This window comes from Bacillus sp. FSL M8-0049 (assembly GCF_038593355.1).
GTDB classification, from domain to species: domain Bacteria; phylum Bacillota; class Bacilli; order Bacillales; family Bacillaceae; genus Bacillus; species Bacillus safensis.
The window spans coordinates 3357323-3374114 of sequence record NZ_CP151986.1 but is presented as its reverse complement, the minus strand read 5'-3'; the positions used below and the strand labels follow the sequence as shown (position 1 = coordinate 3374114).

At 43.8% G+C, this 16792-nt stretch carries 18 protein-coding genes; 12 read left to right on the top strand and 6 right to left on the bottom strand.

All coding sequences use genetic code 11. The features are described 5' to 3' along the window. Positions 1 to 88: 88 nt before the first annotated feature. Positions 89 to 754, bottom strand: a complete 666-nt coding sequence (locus tag NSU13_RS17435; RefSeq protein ID WP_242026008.1) for a YIP1 family protein — start codon at positions 752 to 754, stop codon at positions 89 to 91. Positions 755 to 938: 184 nt separating this feature from the next. On the opposite strand from NSU13_RS17435, the gene NSU13_RS17430 reads away from it, so the two are divergent. From NSU13_RS17430 to NSU13_RS17375, 12 genes are all read left to right on the top strand, one after another. Then, on the top strand, positions 939 to 1709 hold the full coding sequence (locus NSU13_RS17430) for a glycosyltransferase family 2 protein (protein WP_041115894.1): 771 nt from the start codon (positions 939 to 941) through the stop codon (positions 1707 to 1709). A 6-nt stretch (positions 1710 to 1715) separates the two neighbouring features. Next, positions 1716 to 3128: a CDP-glycerol glycerophosphotransferase family protein gene (locus tag NSU13_RS17425; protein ID WP_041115440.1), complete on the top strand. Its 1413-nt coding sequence runs from the start codon at positions 1716 to 1718 to the stop codon at positions 3126 to 3128. 21 nt (positions 3129 to 3149) lie between these two features. Further along, positions 3150 to 4328, top strand: a complete 1179-nt coding sequence (locus tag NSU13_RS17420) for a DegT/DnrJ/EryC1/StrS family aminotransferase (RefSeq protein ID WP_041115442.1) — start codon at positions 3150 to 3152, stop codon at positions 4326 to 4328. Beyond that, positions 4325 to 5200, top strand: coding sequence for a GNAT family N-acetyltransferase (locus NSU13_RS17415; protein WP_342489671.1), 876 nt, complete (start codon positions 4325 to 4327; stop codon positions 5198 to 5200). The genes NSU13_RS17420 and NSU13_RS17415 overlap by 4 nt, the downstream gene beginning before the upstream one ends. 1 nt (position 5201) lies before the next feature. Next, on the top strand, positions 5202 to 6326 hold the full coding sequence (locus tag NSU13_RS17410; RefSeq protein WP_214755338.1) for an N-acetylneuraminate synthase family protein: 1125 nt from the start codon (positions 5202 to 5204) through the stop codon (positions 6324 to 6326). After that, a complete protein-coding gene (locus NSU13_RS17405) occupies positions 6316 to 7056 on the top strand; it encodes a glycosyltransferase family protein (protein WP_041115448.1) in 741 nt (246 codons plus the stop codon). Before NSU13_RS17410 ends, NSU13_RS17405 begins: the two co-directional genes overlap by 11 nt. Further along, the gene (locus tag NSU13_RS17400; protein WP_342489670.1) at positions 7053 to 8081 is read left to right on the top strand and encodes a glycosyltransferase; all 1029 of its coding nucleotides are present in this window, start codon (positions 7053 to 7055) and stop codon (positions 8079 to 8081) included. The genes NSU13_RS17405 and NSU13_RS17400 overlap by 4 nt, the downstream gene beginning before the upstream one ends. 2 nt (positions 8082 to 8083) lie before the next feature. Beyond that, complete coding sequence (locus NSU13_RS17395; RefSeq protein ID WP_046312873.1) at positions 8084 to 8824, top strand: sugar phosphate nucleotidyltransferase; 741 nt, start codon at positions 8084 to 8086, stop codon at positions 8822 to 8824. Next, positions 8821 to 9786: a dTDP-glucose 4,6-dehydratase gene (gene rfbB / locus NSU13_RS17390; protein WP_328699132.1), complete on the top strand. Its 966-nt coding sequence runs from the start codon at positions 8821 to 8823 to the stop codon at positions 9784 to 9786. Before NSU13_RS17395 ends, rfbB begins: the two co-directional genes overlap by 4 nt. Before the next feature lie 3 nt (positions 9787 to 9789). After that, positions 9790 to 10644, top strand: coding sequence for a dTDP-4-dehydrorhamnose reductase (rfbD, locus tag NSU13_RS17385; protein ID WP_328699131.1), 855 nt, complete (start codon positions 9790 to 9792; stop codon positions 10642 to 10644). After that, a complete protein-coding gene (locus tag NSU13_RS17380) occupies positions 10637 to 11092 on the top strand; it encodes a dTDP-4-dehydrorhamnose 3,5-epimerase family protein (RefSeq protein ID WP_328699130.1) in 456 nt (151 codons plus the stop codon). The genes rfbD and NSU13_RS17380 overlap by 8 nt, the downstream gene beginning before the upstream one ends. A 104-nt stretch (positions 11093 to 11196) precedes the next feature. Beyond that, positions 11197 to 11988: an SDR family oxidoreductase gene (locus NSU13_RS17375; RefSeq protein WP_269199619.1), complete on the top strand. Its 792-nt coding sequence runs from the start codon at positions 11197 to 11199 to the stop codon at positions 11986 to 11988. A gap of 13 nt (positions 11989 to 12001) precedes the next feature. Here the strand turns inward: NSU13_RS17375 and NSU13_RS17370 are convergent, their stop codons facing one another. The 5 genes from NSU13_RS17370 to NSU13_RS17350 are packed head-to-tail and all read right to left on the bottom strand — an operon-like array spanning position 12002 to position 16719. After that, the gene (locus NSU13_RS17370) at positions 12002 to 13195 is read right to left on the bottom strand and encodes a pyridoxal phosphate-dependent aminotransferase (protein ID WP_046313464.1); all 1194 of its coding nucleotides are present in this window, start codon (positions 13193 to 13195) and stop codon (positions 12002 to 12004) included. 17 nt (positions 13196 to 13212) lie between these two features. Beyond that, on the bottom strand, positions 13213 to 14634 hold the full coding sequence (locus NSU13_RS17365; protein ID WP_046312877.1) for an ATP-grasp domain-containing protein: 1422 nt from the start codon (positions 14632 to 14634) through the stop codon (positions 13213 to 13215). Between the two features lie 15 nt (positions 14635 to 14649). Beyond that, positions 14650 to 15411 carry a glucose 1-dehydrogenase gene (locus NSU13_RS17360; RefSeq protein ID WP_034281272.1) on the bottom strand — a complete coding sequence of 254 codons (762 nt, stop codon included), beginning with the start codon at positions 15409 to 15411 and terminating at the stop codon, positions 14650 to 14652. Next, complete coding sequence (locus tag NSU13_RS17355; RefSeq protein WP_252049895.1) at positions 15408 to 16115, bottom strand: cupin domain-containing protein; 708 nt, start codon at positions 16113 to 16115, stop codon at positions 15408 to 15410. Before NSU13_RS17355 ends, NSU13_RS17360 begins: the two co-directional genes overlap by 4 nt. 1 nt (position 16116) lies before the next feature. Next, complete coding sequence (locus NSU13_RS17350) at positions 16117 to 16719, bottom strand: bacilysin biosynthesis protein BacA (RefSeq protein ID WP_024423797.1); 603 nt, start codon at positions 16717 to 16719, stop codon at positions 16117 to 16119. Positions 16720 to 16792: the final 73 nt, after the last annotated feature.

Below are 16792 nucleotides of genomic sequence, written 5' to 3'. Positions count from 1 at the left end.
AATATGTACATTGAACGAAAAAAAGGAACTGCTATGCAATTCCTCAGCGTGAAGACAATCCTTCGTATTCTATCGGTACTCGTCTTTTTTACATGATCCAGTTTATAGCGTGCTGAATATCAAATAAAAGTGTCATGATGAGAAAAAACGCGGCGAGCGGTGTAATCACAATGATGAAGGCTTGCCATAATCTGAGCTTCATCACAGCGACAATGCCTAAAACAGCCATTCCCAATATCCACGTCTTTGCATATGCTTCCGTAAGAGGTAAAAGATCGAGATAATACCATACTTCATAATGCTGATCTAAATATGGTGAGATTTTAACAAACGTATACGGACCAAGCATCCCAACAGTGAAAATCCAAGTAAGTGAAAATAAAGCAGAAGGGAAAAAGACCGTCAGTGTGCAGGCTTTGAGTATATCTCGATATGCCGTTTGACAGTCGAAAAAGAGACGGCCTAACCATTTAATCAGGAGGACACCGAAAAATAGAATCATATTGCCTGCCAAAATACCATATCCCGCTCCTTGTAACAGAATAAAAGGGAATGGAATATGATTGCCCATATACTCGCTAAAATACCCTTCGTAGATCCAGCCCGTACCGGCGATACTTGCAAGGAGCATCATCAGCCAAATGGGAATATTGGAATGTTGATATGAGCGAATAATCGTTTTTGTCGCGACGAAAATTTTAAAAAATCGAAAAAATCCTTTTACTTCCTCTTCTTGGGAGTGATCATTCTTCATAGCTTCCAATGTTCTTTACTCCTTTAATACACACAAATGATTACTTATATTACCAAAAAATTCGCATTTTTCAAAGATAGATCAATAAAAAAATACAATTTTATAAAAAATAGGTCACTCTACAGTCTCTTTAAGAGGAGACACATATGATAAACATAGTTTGAAAGAGACCGAGGTGAAAACTTTGACAAAAGTAACTGTCATTATGACGAGCTACAACAAGGCGGCTTACGTCGGCAGATCGATTGAAGCGGTCCTGCAGCAGACGCTGTCAGACTTTGAACTTTTTATCATGGATGATGGATCAAACGAAAAAACCCTTGCTGCGATTGAACCGTTTCGCAAAGATCCCCGCGTTCACTTTATCCAAAGCGGTGTCAAAACGCTGGAAGAGAGAACAGCGAAAACTCGCTACGCCGTGCTGATTAATCAAGCATTAGAACTGGCAAAGGGCGAGTATATTTCCTATGCAACAGATGACAATGTCTACGCCCCGGACCGTTTAGAGAAGCTCACTCATTATCTAGATGCCCATCCAGGTAAAGAGATTGTCTATTCTAGTTCTAAAGTGATCTATTTAAATAGCAAAAAAGAGCCAGTGAAGGAAACGATTCGGCCGGCGCAAACAGTGCAATGGAATGCCCCCTGTGCCATAGATCATTGCTCGGTCGTACATCGTGCATCCATTTTATCAAAAATTCATGCTGAATTTGGGTCTTACTGGGACGAGAGTCCGCATTTTTATCGGATAGGGGATGCCCGTTTCTTTTTTCGGTTAAATCATTTTTATCCGTTCTATCCCTTTGATGAAATATTAGATACAAATTACATCACAGAACAGTCCATTCATTATCAGCTGGCAGAAGAAGAGAAAAGTGCCTTTATTCAAGCACTTCCCGAGCAGTCTACCTGCTGGGAGCTTCGCAGTATATTAAAACAAAAACATGGGAGGTGACCTGAAGTGTCGCACTATATTCATCATTATTGGCAGGTGTACTTTGAGTATGTGAACCTGATGAAGGATTTGTCCTACAAGCAAATTCCTCTTGGGTTGATCAGTAATTTTTATCAATATATCAGTCCTGAAGTGAGGGAACGCATGGAAGATGAAGCATTCGGTCAAGAACTGACAACCGCTTGTCCATTACCGGAAGAGATTCAGCCATTTTTTGATCAGCATAAGCAGCAGATTAAGCGTATCGCTTATCGTCCGGCGAATGGAAAGGTATTGCTTCACTTTGAACACCTGCGTTTTACGGAACAAAATTACACGCGGTTCCATCCAAACCAAACGGTGGTGCTCGCTCGCTGGAAGAAGGCGGATTATTATGGATTACCCGTGATCAGTAAGCCGGAATTAGCCGGAGAGGTTAATAAAGAAGCCCACGCTGAATATATTGAAAAAGCAAATGCTCTCCTTAAACCTTACGCTCACCACCCTGTCTTTGGCAATGTCTTTTTTAGAGAAAAGCTGCGGAAGGACATTGTGCAATTTATTGATGTCATTGACCAAATAGAAATGCTATTTCAAATGCAGCCGATTGCAGCTGTTATTGTTGGAACGACAGAGGATGTCTACAGCCGCGTACTCGCTTTGCAAACAGTGAAACGCCAGCTTACGAGTATCTGTCTTCAGCACGGTGCGCTTATGGGAGACGAAGCCTTTTTACCGATTTTCACGACTTGCCATGGGGTGTTTGGAAAGTATGAAAAGGACTGGTATGTAGATAAAGGCTGTCAGCCGGAACAGGTAGAAATCACAGGTCATCCGAGGTTTGATTTGGTGAAGGAGCGAACGCCGCTTCAACAGGATCTCATTTTTCGTAAATTGAACTTCAGTCCGGCTAAAAAGACCGTGCTTGTGGCAACGCAGCCGTTTTCTGAAGCCTTTTATGGCGATGTTCTTAAAACGATCGCCAAACGGAAAGACATTCAGCTGATCATGAAGCCGCATCCTTGGGAAATTGCTCGAAATCGATTAAATGACTATGTGACTATTGAACGAGCGGGAAATCATGTGAAATTGATTAAAAAAGAAATTGACCTGTATGACTTGCTGCCATATGTGGATATCGTGATTACGCTCACATCAACAGTTGGTCTTGAAGCCATGCTTTTTGAAAAGAGTGTGCTGATCGGGAAAATGACAGAAGGCAGAAGATACCCATATTACGAGTCGCTTGGCAGCTATCATATGGAAAACCCTGTTGAACTAGCTGAGAAAGCCATTCGTATTTTGTCGGATGAACAAGAGATGAAACTGGCAAAGCAGCAAGGAGCTCAGTTCATTAAACAACATTATCCGCATGCGCGATCTATCGATGTTCTGCTTTCTCTGCTCAAAACAAAAACCGGTGTGGATTTTCAGAGATGAAGATAGGGGTGTGCAAGTGATATGGGAAAAAAGAGAGCACAATTTCTTCCTTATGCTCTGCCTTTCATTCAGCAGGAAGAAATTGATGAAGTCATTGGAACATTAAAGTCCGGCTGGCTGTCAACTGGACCAAAAGTAAGACAGTTTGAAGAGGAATTTCAGCAGCTGACAGGTGCAAAACATGCGATCGCTGTCAATTCATGTACGGCTGCTTTATTTTTAGCGTTAAAGGCAAGAGGGATTAGGGCTGGGGATGAGGTGATTACAACCCCTCTGACATTCTGCGCAACAGCCAATACGATTATCCATACGGGAGCAGCGCCTGTATTTGTCGATATTGATCCAGCGACACTCAACCTTGATGCAGAGAAACTAGAAGCGGCGATTACACCACACACAAAAGCAATTGTTCCTGTTCACTTTGCCGGTCAATCGTGCGATATGGACCGAATTTTAGCGATTGCCAAAAAGTATGATCTATTTGTACTTGAAGATGCTGCCCACGCTCTTTACACAACGTATCACGGTCAGCCCGTTGGATCCATTGGTGATGCGACCGCTTTTAGCTTTTATGCAACGAAAAACCTAGCGACTGGTGAAGGCGGCATGCTGACAACAAATGATGATGCGCTTGCGGCTCGGATTAGAAGACTAGCGCTCCATGGGATGAGCAAGGGAGCGTGGAATCGTTATGGAGAAAAAGGAACGTGGTATTACGAGGTCGAGGAACCAGGCTATAAAATGAACATGTTTGACGTGCAGGCATCGATAGGGCTTGTTCAACTAAGCCGACTAGATGACATGCAGGCGCGGAGAGAACAGATTGCAAAAGCATACAATCAGGCTTTTCAAAAAGAAGCGGGTCTGATCCTGCCGCCTGTGCATCAAGAAGGAAGACATGCATGGCATTTGTATGTACTGCAAGTGAATCCAAAAGAAGCATTTATCACGCGTGATGAACTGATTGATCAGCTGCAAAAGGAATATAAAATCGGCACGAGTGTTCACTTTATCCCTGTTCACTTGCATCCATACTATCAAGAAACATATCACTATTCACCGGAGGATTTTCCTGAGTCACTTGCATACTACAAGCAGACGCTCTCACTGCCGCTCTATCCAAGTATGACAGATGAAGATGTGCAGGATGTTATCACAGCGGTGTTGTCTATTTTAAAAGAACAGAAGGCATTATCATGAAGGTCGTTCATGCTGTAGATGATCAGGTGCTGGCTTCTTGGCTGGAGAAATACGGTCAACAAGCGGAACAAATGAACGGCTTCAAGCAGTTTGCTCTTGTTAATGGCGCCCAGCTCAAAGCAGTCCTGTTATATGAATGGTCAAAATGGGAAAGCGGCATTTTTGATCAGCATATTTTTCATGTGAAGTTTGTGGAAGCGGAGTCAGCGTCTTCCTTTCAAGAATTGATGGAGCGTTTCATCAATTGGATGAGAACTGAAAAATGCGATTTTTTCTTTTTACGTCTTGAAGCGTCTGATCTTGTAAAAAACCGCATCGTTCAAAGACTGTCACATGTGTACTATGTGGGCGGTCTCACTCGTCTTGAGGCGCCGCCTGTTCAAATGGAGCTTCCATCAGCAGGTGAAGATGTGGTTATTAGTCTGCCGGATGAAAAGGATTACGATGAGGCGGTCTCACTTGCTCATCAGGCGTTTGGGAAAAGCCGGTACGCACTTGATCCTTTTTTAGATCAGAATGCCGTCCAGCATTTCTTTCAGGAATGGATGAGAAACAATTTACTCGGACGTGCAGATATCAATCTCGCAGCAAAGGTGAATGATGAAGTCATTGGTTTGATTCAAGGGGTGACAAAGGACGATGAACTGGTACTTGATTTATTGTCCATTAGAGCGGATGCACAAGGAAAAGGGATCGGGAAAAAGCTCGTGATGGCGATGATTAACGCCTCTCATGAGAGCGGGCATCGGTTTATGTCTGCCGGAACTCAGATGCATAACACAACCGCGATTCAGCTGTACGAAAAGCTGGGCTTTAGAACAAAAAATGCCTTCTTGTATTACCATGTGTGGCCGAAAAAAGGAGAGAGGTAAGATGGCGTATTTCTATATCGGAGATCGCAAAGTAGGGGATGGCGCGCCTGTCTTTATCATTGCAGAGGCGGGCATTAACCATGATGGAAAGCTGGATCAGGCGCTTGCTTTAATTGATGTGGCAAAGGAAGCAGGTGCCGATGCGGTGAAGTTTCAAATGTTTCAAGCTGATCGGATGTATCAAAAGGAACCGGGTTTGTACGAAACAGCCAAAGGGGAAGAGGTGTCTATTTTTTCTTTAGTGGAACAAATGGAGCTGCCGCCAGAATGGCTCCCGGTGTTATTGTCACGTTGCGCGGAAAAAGGGCTGATATTTTTAAGCACAGTGTGTGACGAAGAATCTGCGGATCTATTGAATCAAACCGATCCGCCGGCTTTCAAGCTGGCATCCTATGAAATCAATCATTTGCCTCTTATGCGTCACACGGCATCTTTTCAAAAGCCCATCATATTCTCAACAGCCGGGGCAACCATTTCGGATGTCCATGAAGCATATGAGGCGATTACAAGCGAGCACAATCAGCAGGTCGCTATCATGCATTGCGTAGCAAAGTATCCAGCACCTAGAGCTTACACGAATCTGCGCGTGCTTCAAACCTTAGCTGCTGCATTCCCCGAGGCAGTCATTGGCTTTTCTGATCATAGTGAGCATCCAACTGAAGCGCCTGTGGCCGCTGTGAAGCTTGGGGCAGCAATCATTGAAAAGCACTTTACAGTCGATAAAACGTTACCTGGGGCTGATCATTCCTTTGCTCTTGATCCTGAAGAATTGAAGGAAATGGTTCAGCATATTCGAGCGGCAGAAAAGCAGCGGAATCTAACAGAAGCTGACACTCTTTCAGTGCCAGAAGAGCTCCTTGGCAGTTCTTATAAAACGACAACAGCTATTGAAGGCAAGATTCGTGAATTTGCGTATCGAGGCATTTTTACGACAAAAGGCATTGCGAAAGGCGAGACATTGACCGCAGAAAATCTAGCCGTGTTACGTCCAGGACAAAAAAGCCAAGGTCTGCATCCAAGGTATATGGCGGTTTTACTTGGCACAAAGGCTGTCAGAGATATCCCAGCCCATACAGGGGTTTCGTGGAAAGATGTACTCATGCAGGAGACGCCAAATGATCAATGATGTCCTTTTTGTCATACAGGCGAGAATGGGCTCAACAAGGCTGCCAAAAAAGGTAATGAAACCGATCGGCGGTATGGCGCTGATCGACCTGATTGTTGAACGAGTAAAGCAATCAGATCATTACAATCACAAATCGCAGAACCTCATGATCGCCACAACAGTTGAGGCAGAAGATGATCTGCTGGCTCATTATTGTTTATCAAAGGGCTATAAAGTATTTCGTGGCAGTGAGGCGGATGTACTGCAGCGATTTGCGCAGATTGTCCGTCATTTTGAACCACAAACCATTGTGCGTTTAACAGGAGATAACCCATTTATAGATCCAGTCCTTTTGTCGAAAATGCTTGAAAAACATAGACAAGAGAAGGCTGATTACACGTATACGGCTGGAACGCCACTCGGTATTTCCGGGGAAATGATCGACGCACAGATTTTAAGTGAAATCGACAATTTTCCCCTTACGCAGCCAGAGCGTGAGCATGTCACGCTCTATATCAGAAAGCATCCTGAGCAATTTCACCTGCAATTATTCACACCGCCCAAAGAACTTGCATATCCTGCTTATCGATTCACGATTGATACAGAAGAAGATTATGTGTTTGCGACCCGTTTACTAGAGAAAGCTGGCGGCTCCATTGCTGTGCCTACGGCTGAACTCATCACCATTTGCGAACAAGACCCTGATATTGTTCGGCTGAATCAATTTGTGAAACAGAAGGATGCTGAATGAACAAGAAAATCATGATTGTTGTGTATGGTGGGTTTTTAAGAGGGATGGGTCATATCGTCAGAATGAAACGGCTGGCAAATCAACTGCTTCAAGAAGGAAACGACATATCTTTCTATACAAATGAACAGATCTGTGTAGAAATGCTCTCAGGTCCAGATTGGCACGTTCATTTGGTGCAGGAGTCGAAGGCATTCCTTCAGATGGAGCAGGACATAAAAGAGCTGAATCCAGATCTTCTGCTGATTGATGTACTTGATTGTGACCTCCAATTTCTTCAATTAGTCAAAGCATCCTCCAGCTCTGCCAGGCTGGTCTTATTCGAAGAAAAAAGAGCAGAAGCTTGTCAGCTTGCCGATGCTGTCGTGAACGGCATTTATGGCGGTCTGGACGAAAAGTACATGCAAGTAGATGGGACAGAATATTTTTATGGAACACCTTATTTATTGTTAGATCAAGAGATAAGCCGATTAAAAGACACATATGAGGTTCGAAAAGAATGCAAAAAGGTGGTCATCAGCCTTGGGGGCAGTGACCCGCGTGGATTGTTATTAAAGACTGTATCAGCAATCCTCGAAGCGGACCACTTACACATTTTAGCGGTTACAGGAAAAGCCTCCCGCATTGAAGAACAAATAGAGGCTGAGCATATTCAATTCATTCGTCATACAGATCAATTACCTGCGCGTCTCTCGGAAGCTGATCTGGCAATAGTTGCTGGCGGGATGACATTATACGAGGCAGTTTGTATCGGAGTGCCAAGTATTGTTCTTTCACAAGTCGATCATCAAGCAGTGACAGCCGCTCGTTTTGCACAAAAGGGAGCGTGCCACCATCTTGGCTTAGGTGAACTTGTGGATGAAAAAGATATACGGTGTGCTGTGGAAAGACTGTCCAGCAGCTACTTTCTCCGCAGGAGCATCCATCTTAATGGACGGACACTCATTGATGGAAAAGGAATTGAACGAGTGAAAAACATTCTTATACACCTCATGAATCATCACCAAAAAGACTATAGGGATGTGTAGATGTGAAGGGAGTTATTTTAGCAGGAGGAAAGGGATCACGACTGGCGCCTTTAACGAAGATTTTCAATAAACATTTATTGCCGGTTGGTCCATATCCAATGATTTATTGGTCATTGTTCAAATTGAAGGAAGCAGGGGTTTTAGATGTGATGGTTATATCACAAGAAGAACAAATCCCGTTGTTTCAAAAACTGCTTGAAAGCGATCAGGAATTGGGGATGAACATCGTATATCAGGTACAGCCTGAAGCGTCTGGGATATCAGACGGCTTATCCTATGCAAAGCCCTTTGTCAAAGGGGAGAAGTTTGTGCTGATGCTTGGTGATAATGTATTTGAGGATTCGCTAAACCCTTTTGTTGAAGCTTTTCAGCAGCAAGATAGAGGAGCCAAGGTTCTGTTGAAAGAAGTGGCAGATCCAAAGCGGTTTGGCATTGCAGAAATTGATGCCGCCCGTCAACAGATTTTATCAATAGAGGAAAAGCCGGAGCATCCGCGCTCATCCTACTGCGTCACGGGCATCTATTTTTATGATCAAGAAGTCTTTCAATATATTGAGAGAATCTCGCCGTCAGATCGAGGCGAATTAGAGATTACAGACGTGAACAATCTCTATATCTCAAATAGCCAGCTGACCTATGATATGTTAAAAGGGTGGTGGATTGATGCAGGAACACATGAATCTCTCCACGAAGCATCTGCGAAAATGTTTGAAACGATGAAGAAAAAAGAGGGATCCGAATGACGAAGTCTTATTTAATTACAGGCGGAGCGGGTTTTATCGGACTGAATTTTGTGAAGCTGCTGCTTCAGGATACAAATGTCAGGCTCACCGTTTTTGATAAATTAACATATGCCAGTCATCCAGACGAGATGGATGAATTATTAAAGTTGTCTCATTTTCGGTTTATTCAAGGGGATATTAGCCTTCAGCATGAGCTGGATCAAGCATTTGACGAAGTCTATGATGCGATCATTCATTTTGCGGCAGAATCGCATGTTGATCGCAGCATTGAATCGGCAGAGCCTTTTATTCAAACAAATGTCCTTGGAACGTATCGTATGCTTGAAGCTGTTTTAAATGGAAAGGCGAAAAAGCTCATTCATATTTCAACAGATGAAGTATATGGAGATTTGGAGCCAGATGATCCTGCTTTCACAGAACAAACACCACTCTCACCGAACAATCCTTATTCAGCAAGCAAGGCGAGTTCAGACCTGCTTGTAAAATCCTTTATCCACACTTACCAATTACCCGCGATGATTACACGATGCAGCAACAATTACGGACCGTATCAGCATGAGGAAAAATTAATACCGACCATTATTAGAAAAGCAGTCAATGGAGAGAAAATCCCGATTTATGGAGACGGCCGGCAAATTCGCGATTGGCTGTATGTAGAGGACCATGCGAGAGCTGTGAAGCAGGTACTCGAAAAAGGCACAGCCGGGCAGGTATACAATATTGGCGGCGGCAATGAGAAAACAAATCTTGATTTAACCAAAACGATTCTATCGCAGCTTGGAATCAGTCATGATCAAATTGCGTTTATTCAAGACCGAAAAGGACATGACAGACGGTATGCCATAGATGCAAGTAAGCTAAAAGGCGAGCTCGGCTGGACGCAGGAGACGTCATTTGAAGAAGGTATCGAAAAAACGATCAATTGGTATCGAACCAAATACGATCAGAGCGAAGAAGGGTGACGGATGAAAGTTTTAATCACCGGTGCAGGCGGCCAATTAGGGAAAGAATTGAGCAGACAGCTCAAAGAAAAAGACATGACCGTCATTGCCTTAACGAGGAACATGCTCAATATCACAGACCAGCAGGCAGTTAGACATGCGATGAGACACTATCAGCCTGATATTGTTGTCAGTGCAGCAGCCTATACATCTGTTGATCAATGTGAAACAGAAACCGAAAAGGCGTATCTTGTGAATGGCATTGGCGCCTACTATACAGCCTTGGAAGCAAAGCGCGCAGGCGCTGATGTGTTACATGTCAGTACAGATTATGTGTTTGACGGGCAGGCGGACACCCCTTACCAAATCGATGCACAGGCAGACCCTCAAACCATTTATGGAAAGAGTAAAAAGCTTGGTGAGGAATTGATTCAGCTTGTGTCAGATGAAGTGAAAATCATTCGTACCTCGTGGCTTTATGGACATGAGGGGCATAACTTTGTGAATACCATTCTTCGGCTCGCTGAAACGAAGGATCATTTGCGCATTGTGAACGATCAAATAGGGTCTCCTACTTATACAAAGGATGCAGCTGAGGCCTTGATTCATTTGTTTGATCAGAAGGCAGGCGTGTATCATGTCAGTAATCGAGAAAGCTGTTCCTGGTTTGATTTTGCGTCAGAAATTGTGATGAAAAGCGGCCTGTCCGCCACAATTGAGCCGATTTCCACGGAAGAGTACGGCTTCCAAACGCCTCGCCCAGCCTATTCTGTCTTAGATCTTCGAGCGATTGAAGCCACAGGCTGGCAGCCGAGGCATTGGAAGGATGCACTTTACGAATATTTGCAGAAAGAAGGGAGATGGCAACAGCATGATTGATGGTGTTCAAACGAAAAAACTTATGAAACATTGTGATGACCGCGGCTTTTTTGCAGAGCTCATTCGAGATGATGAACCGATGCTGAAACGCTTTGGGCAGGCGTCATGGTCGAAAAGCTTTCCAGGCGTGATCAAAGCCTTTCATTATCATGAAAAACAAGACGACGTTTGGTTCTTCCCCGCAGGTCATGCGCAGGTCGTGTTATATGATTTGCGTGACGACTCTCCCACAAAGGGGCAAACCGATGTGTATTATATGGGGGAAGACAATCCGATGCTGCTTCTTATCCCAAAGGGTGTCGCGCATGGCTATCGTGTACTAGGTGAGACGCCGCTGCAAATTGTGTATTTCACAACAGAATCGTATGACCCGAAAAACCCAGATGAAAAGCGAATCGCCTGGAATGACGAAACGATCGGGTTTAATTGGGAAACGACATTTAAATAGAGAACGGGGGGCCTTTCGCAGGAGAAAGGTCTTTTTTTGTTGAAATACATTCTATATGTGTCATTTTATGTATATGTACTAAGCTGATAAGAAAAGGGATGTGGATGAGTTTGTCTAAAAGAATTGCGTTTGTAACAGGAGCAAGTACAGGGATTGGAAAGGCCATCGCCGTAAAGCTTGCCGCTCAAGACAATGTAAAGATCATCATCAATTCTAGAAATCAATCCTCACTAGAAGAAGCGCAGCAGCACATTGGGCGTATGGCAGAAACAAAGGAGCCGGTGGCTCTTTTCTGTGGGGACATGTCAGATGAAGGAGTGAGGGCTGAGGCTTTTACGAAAATAGAAAAAGAGTTTGGCAGACTGGATGTGTTGATTAATAACATTCCAGGGGGGAAGCCGGATACCTTTGATTCGTGTGACAGCGAGCAGATGATGGCAGTATTTTCTCAAAAAGCCCTTGCGTACATTGATACGATGAAGCGTGCGGCAGCGATGATGAAACGACATGAATATGGCCGGATCATTCAAATTGTCGGGAACCTATGGAAGGAGCCTGGCGACCAAATGTTTACGAACAGTATGATGAATGCAGCGATTATTAATGCTAGTAAAAATGCTGCCACACAGCTTGCACCTTCAGGGATCACAGTGAATTGTTTAAATCCGGGATTTATAGCTACAGATCGGTATGAACAATTTATCGGAAACATGATGCGTAAACAGGCATTATCGCGGGAAGAAGCTGTACAGGCTGTAGCGTCAGGAATTCCAATGAAAAGAGTGGGGTCAGCGAGTGAAATGGCTTCATTGGCCGCTTTTATCGCATCAGAGGAAGCCTCCTATCTTACAGGACAACAAATATCCGTCGATGGTGGTTCGATGAAAAGTATATGACATCAAAAACCCGCTATATGCGGGTTTTTTGATTAAAGCGAATTGGAAGGATGCGAAGCCGGTCGATAAACAGGGCAAGCTGTTCAATTGGAGCAACCATTGAGATGCGGACATGACGGCTTCCATGTGCTCCAAACACACCCCCCGGCGTGACAACGACATCAGTATGTTCGAGTAAATAGTCAGCAAATTCATGAGAATGTTCAAAATCATCAGGGATTGGAGCCCATAAATAAAAGGCGCCAGCTGGACGTTCGATGGACCATCCTAGCTGCTTTTCTGCCTGACGGATGAAAAAGTGAATTCGTTCAAGGTAGACCTCTTTTAATGATTGTATGTGACGGTCATCACTTTGCAAGGCGACAGTTGCAGCTTGTTGAAATCCGCCATACATACTGACAAACACATGATCTTGGAAGGCGTTAATGGCTTGGATGATGTCCTCATTACCTACAGCAAAAGCGACTCTCCATCCTGCCATATTAAATGTTTTGGATAGAGAATATAATTCCACTCCTACGCTTTTCCCAAGAGGAGCGTTTAGAAAGCTTACGGGTTTTTGTTCATAATGAAATGAACCATAGGCAAAATCATGAATGACATGCAGTCCGTGAGCTGATGCAAAATCAGCAGTCTCTTCAAAAAATGCATCATTTGCCACAGCACCTGTTGGGTTATTCGGATAATTTAAGAAAAGAACCTTTGCCTTTTTGAGTACCTCCGGATCAATTGAAGAGAGATTCGGCAAATAGCCATTTTTCGATTCAAGTTTGATGCAGTAGGGCTTTGCGTCTGCCATCAAGATCCCAGAATGATATTCTGGGTATCCTGGATCGGGGACGAGGGCAACGTCCCCAGGGTCAAGCAGACACTGACTCATGACATAAAGGCCTGTTTTCCCTCCATTGAAAAGAGCAACCTCTTTCTGTGGGTCTATCTCAGGGCCGAACTCCTTTTTGTAGAAATCTGCAATGGCTTGCTTGAAAAAGTCGAAGCCTCTGAAAGGTGCATATTGCTGAAACTGCAAAGTGCCTGCCGCCTCTTGAAGGGCGCTTACGATATGTGCAGGAGTAGGAAGATCGGGATTTCCCTGACCAAGGTTTATGATGTTCGCTCCGTTTTGTGCTTTTTGCGCAATTTTCTCAAATACGGTTCCAAATTTCTGTTCTGGCAGCCGTTTCATTATGTTAGATGGTAAGATCTCCACCACGTTACCCTCTCTTTCTATCCCTTGACTAATTCATCCATTAAATGAAGGGCAGCTTGTTTCTGTAAGTTGCGGATGGATGCTGCAACATCCTGTGAGGATGACCCTTTTAACTCAAGCGACACGATGCCATTAAAGGCTTCAAATAAAGATAGATCGACAAAGGTGCCTTTGGACGGGCCAGATTCACTGACGATCACAGTATCTCCAACTAAAGCATCCTGCGGAATATGGATATGATCAATGGTGATGTGTGTGGCCTCTGCCGGTATGTGTCCGCTTTCTTTGAAATGCTGAGGGTATAAATGGCAGTCTGCTATATAATGCGTATGTCCAGAAAGCAGCTCTTTTGGCAGCTCCGCTTTTTTTCCATCGACTAATACATCGATCAGCAGCTTGGCCATATCCACCCCAAACACTTTTTTGATATTCGGAATCATATTCCAGCCAGCAAATCTAGCTGCGGATTCGATCAGTCCTGTTTCTCGATTTTTCATGAGCTTGATCTCTGTATGGGTCGCACAGTTTTCAAGGCCCAGCCCTTCATTTGCCTTCTTAGCTGCCTCAATGATGATTTGCTGGGCTTCATTGTCTAGGATCGAGGGAGTAATATGAGCCGTTTCTGTAAAACCGATTTGAGGGGTCTTGTCATGAATGACAAAAGGGATATATTCTCCCTCCACGACTAACCCTTCTACACTGACATAATCAGAATAGCCACCCTCCTGATACCAATCCTCGTAAGCACCCTCTAAGTACGTTTCAGCGACAAATGGTGCTTCATATGTCACAGCGTTTGGGACGGGAATCGTTTGCAAGTAGGATTGTACGTTTAAAAAGAGATCATCACTGCCGGCTCTGTCATGAAAAAGGGTCACGCCAATGGAGCTTGCTAAATATGTAGGCTTTAAAATAAGCGGTGTCCCGATCTGTTCAATAGCTTGCTGGAAATCAGCTAAAGTCGTGACAGGCTGAGTTTTCACCGCTTTGACACCAGCAGCGTTGAATGCAGCTCTCATTTGGCTTTTATCACGTGCCATTTCAGCTGCTTTTACCCCAGCGCCGCGCAGCCCCAGCCGCTCAGCGGCTTTTGCCATTGGTGCAATGAATAATTCATTATTGGTGGTGATGGCATCAGCTTTGAAAAAGGAAGCCACACGGACTAGGTCATCCACCACCTCTTCCTCTGATTTCAGATAATCATCATGTGCCCAGTAAATAGAATCAGGGTGTTCAAAAGAAGGGTGTGTCTCAAAATAATCACGATCTTTGATGACGGCAATGGAGTATTTTTCGATTAGTTCAGCGTGACCCTTTGTAATGGCAAAGGGTCTAGGGATATAGGAAACGATATGATAAGATGCCGCCACGCTTTCATAAAACATATGGGGCGGGCATCCTCCTAAGTCAGCAATGACAAGTACGGTTTTTTTACTCAATGAAAGCACTCCTTTTTATCTAGCGGTGTATCCGCCATCTGCTGTGACAACACTTCCAGTCATATAGCTGGATAGATCAGAGGCGAGAAACAGCATCACGCCCGCAATTTCTTCAGGTTTTCCGAGACGAAGCAAGGGATTCACCTTTGCTTTTTCCTTTTTAACAACCTCAAGACTTTCTGAATGATTGTCTAAAAAGGATTTTTCATTTAATGGCGTATCAATGATGCCTGGTGCGATACAATTCACCCTGATTTGATGAGCGGCATAGTCGATCGCCATCGATTTGGTGAGCTGGATGACACCGCCCTTCGTTGCGTTGTATGCAGGAATGTCAGGCCAGCCAACGAGACCTCCGACAGATCCAGTATTAATAATACTTCCGCTTTTCTTTTCAAGCATATGCGGCAATGTATGCTTACTCATAAGAAATACACCAGTCAGGTTGACCTGTAGAATGTGGTTCCAATCCTCCAGTGTCATCTCGTGAATAGGTGAGACAATTTCGATGCCTGCATTGTTAATCAAAACATCAATTGTCCCGAATTGGCTCAGCACGGATTGAACGGTTTTTTGACAGTCAGACTCATTCGTAATATCTGTTTTGAAAAACGCAGCATGTTCATGAGGCAATGATTCAATGAGTTGTTTACCGCTATCTTCATTGATATCAGCCACTGCTACTTTTGCTCCGTGCTCAAGGAAAAGTTTGACGGCGGCAAGCCCAATCCCAGACGCACCTCCTGTAATCAGGACGACTTTTCCGGCAATGTTCATTTCTTCACCTTAGGCGCTTTTGGCTTTAAGCGGTTATAGCGTGGAGGGAAGAAGAGATTAATAGACTTTGATGCTTCTGGCTTTGGATTAATGGCGCCATGATCTTCTTTTGGATCACAGAAGTAGGTCGTGCCAAATTCCATCTTTTCTGTAAAGCCTTCAATCGTCATATCGTACCCACCGCTAATGCAAATCCCGATTTGTTCATTACGGTGCTTATGAAAAGGCATTTCCCCGCCATTTCCCGGAATGTTGGCAATCATAAGCTCCATCCAGTCCTCCACAAAAAAAGTCACTTCCATGCCAGGAAGTAAATCACGCGTTTTGAAAATATCTAAGAAATAAGTAGGAGGAGCCGTATATTCCTCTCCATCTTTCAATCTCTTAATATCAATGGCGATCACTTCTTCATCTGTCAGATTCGATGCGCCGTGAGGAACGAATGGTGGTGCAATATAGGCTGATTCTAATGGGGTGAGCAATTGGGTCGATTGGCCGACCGTCATTTGAAGCTCACCTTTTAATACGATGCCGATTTGTGCTTCTGGATGCTCGTGAGGTTCGATGATCGTGTGAGGAGGGACGTATGAAATTAACACTTCCGTATCACCTCTGGCAGTAGAATATTGGATGACACCATTATCCCATTCTCGTTTTTTCGCTTGAGGAAAATATAATTCTTGCACCTTTTGTTCAGTTGTCATGTTACATCTCTCCTTTTCCGAATATAGACCAGCTCATAGGAATGCTTTTAAATGTTCGAATGAAGGTGAGGCCGTATGTAGCTCTAGCCACCTCATTGGTTAAAGCGAAATCAAATTCGCCGTCTCTGACTTTTTGTGCGGCTGTACTTGTAGAATTAACAAGCTCAAATTCAGCATTTTGATGAATAAAATATTGAATCAAATTCACAGGTGCAGGATGAGAAACAATTTTTAAATGGTGAAGCATTTGTTCTTGAAAGGGGAAATCTGGTCTGACAGCCAAACCATACATGGGCGTGTCACATCTGAATATTTGTAAAAGCTGCAGGTCAGGTCTCATGTAGAAGTGTTTAATTCCTTCGTATGCGTGTGGAACGAGAGTGTATTGGAGTGCGTTAGAGAGAGTATGTTCAATGCAAGTTTCGAATGTGTCGTAAAGGGATAGTTTCGTATGAGTGCCGAGTGTAGTGGTGGAATGAGAGATGAAATGTTTTGCTGCATATTCACTGCTTGTCCCCTTAGGGCCTAATGTATTGACTGTAAACATCTTAGGTGAAACGATGGGCTCTTCTTTGAAATGAAAAACATCATTCTTTAAGATCATGTTTACCTTACCATCCAATCTTTTTCAAATTTTTACTAGATTATAAAAAATAAAATTGGTAATTGTCAACAAA

Bases quoted from the DNA above. Each gene is read 5' to 3' on its own strand.
- NSU13_RS17435 (WP_242026008.1), bottom strand. From the start codon at position 754: ATGAAGAATGATCACTCCCAAGAAGAGGAAGTAAAAGGATTTTTTCGA.
- NSU13_RS17420 (WP_041115442.1), top strand. From the start codon at position 3,150: ATGGGAAAAAAGAGAGCACAATTTCTTCCTTATGCTCTGCCTTTCATT.
- NSU13_RS17415 (WP_342489671.1), top strand. From the start codon at position 4,325: ATGAAGGTCGTTCATGCTGTAGATGATCAGGTGCTGGCTTCTTGGCTG.
- NSU13_RS17410 (WP_214755338.1), top strand. From the start codon at position 5,202: ATGGCGTATTTCTATATCGGAGATCGCAAAGTAGGGGATGGCGCGCCT.
- NSU13_RS17405 (WP_041115448.1), top strand. From the start codon at position 6,316: ATGATCAATGATGTCCTTTTTGTCATACAGGCGAGAATGGGCTCAACA.
- NSU13_RS17400 (WP_342489670.1), top strand. From the start codon at position 7,053: ATGAACAAGAAAATCATGATTGTTGTGTATGGTGGGTTTTTAAGAGGG.
- rfbB (WP_328699132.1), top strand. From the start codon at position 8,821: ATGACGAAGTCTTATTTAATTACAGGCGGAGCGGGTTTTATCGGACTG.
- rfbD (WP_328699131.1), top strand. From the start codon at position 9,790: ATGAAAGTTTTAATCACCGGTGCAGGCGGCCAATTAGGGAAAGAATTG.
- NSU13_RS17380 (WP_328699130.1), top strand. From the start codon at position 10,637: ATGATTGATGGTGTTCAAACGAAAAAACTTATGAAACATTGTGATGAC.
- NSU13_RS17375 (WP_269199619.1), top strand. From the start codon at position 11,197: ATGAGTTTGTCTAAAAGAATTGCGTTTGTAACAGGAGCAAGTACAGGG.
- NSU13_RS17360 (WP_034281272.1), bottom strand. From the start codon at position 15,411: ATGAACATTGCCGGAAAAGTCGTCCTGATTACAGGAGGTGCGTCTGGG.
- NSU13_RS17355 (WP_252049895.1), bottom strand. From the start codon at position 16,115: ATGACAACTGAACAAAAGGTGCAAGAATTATATTTTCCTCAAGCGAAA.
- NSU13_RS17350 (WP_024423797.1), bottom strand. From the start codon at position 16,719: ATGATCTTAAAGAATGATGTTTTTCATTTCAAAGAAGAGCCCATCGTT.